General features: G+C 29.6%; 1 protein-coding gene and 1 pseudogene. Both read right to left on the bottom strand.

Annotated features, from left to right (window positions below):
• A pseudogene (locus IDG60_RS15610) lies at positions 1-690 on the bottom strand (hypothetical protein); the annotation flags it as partial.
• Positions 691-701: 11 nt separating this feature from the next.
• On the bottom strand, positions 702-1,072 hold a 371-nt coding region (locus IDG60_RS15605; protein WP_206160901.1), incomplete at its 5' end, for a DUF1672 family protein.

Genomic DNA, 1,072 nt, shown 5'->3' with positions numbered 1-1,072 from the left:
TAACGCGTTTTCCTGGCATATCTTTGATGAATGGATCTTGTAACCATGTTAATAAATCGTTGGTACTATTAAAACTAATCATATTATCAAAGCGTGGTCTAGCAAATTTCTGCCAAGCAGCATAAGGAATCATTGCTGAGTCAGTAGCAACAACTTTTTCATTCGGATGTTTCGCTCCTTGATATTTTGCTCCTGCACCACCTTCCGAATTACCACCATCCGCCACAATTGTTTTGTTTTTGTAATTATAAGGTTTAGTTTTGTATTTTCTTCTAAATTCATTTTCATCAAGAACAGAAGCATCTTTAATTTTTTGTCGATAACTATTTGCGAATTCTTCTACTTGCTTTAAATAATCTGTGCTTTCATTATCATTATTCATTAATTTAGCATTTTGGAGCCAATCATCTCCAAAACCCGATGATTTTAATGGATTATTTGGGTTAATTGCCTCATTAGATGTTCCTTGATAAATTATTGTCTGTTGACCAGTTGGATTCCCCTGATCATTAAGTAACTCGTATGTTTTAATATCAGCAGCACCATTCATATTATCATTACTATTATCATTATAATTATCTATTTGTTTGAACCGTTTTCCATTTACTTTAAAATCTTTTTTTCATTTATATCTTGATAAACCCAATAACTGCTCAATTCTGCTATGTCCCTATCATTTATTTTATTCACTTTATATTCACTTACCCTTCAATTGGATTTATATCGTCATAAAATGGTTTTTTAGTATTTATACTAGATTTTCCTAATTGAATAGTAACTTGAGATTTTTGAGGCATATTGGGTTTTTCTTTTAATTTATTACTCAATTCAATCACATCATCTACTGTATTGTCTTTAGTAAAGTTTTTCTTAGTTGAAAAAAGTGTAGAAACTGCATCAGTATTGGCAGTATAATCTAACTCTTTTCTAGCTTGTTGCATACCTTCTTTAAATTCTTTATCATTTTTATGAATCAACGGTTCGTAATATTTACGATATTCTTTTAAGTTTCTTGATAAATATGTGATATAAAAGTATTCATTTTGATATCCAACGTTTTGTGTCTTGTTAA

The organism is Staphylococcus sp. EG-SA-2, from assembly GCF_017152085.1.
Note: the sequence above shows the minus strand (reverse complement) of the source record. Positions and strands in the feature narration are given on the sequence as shown.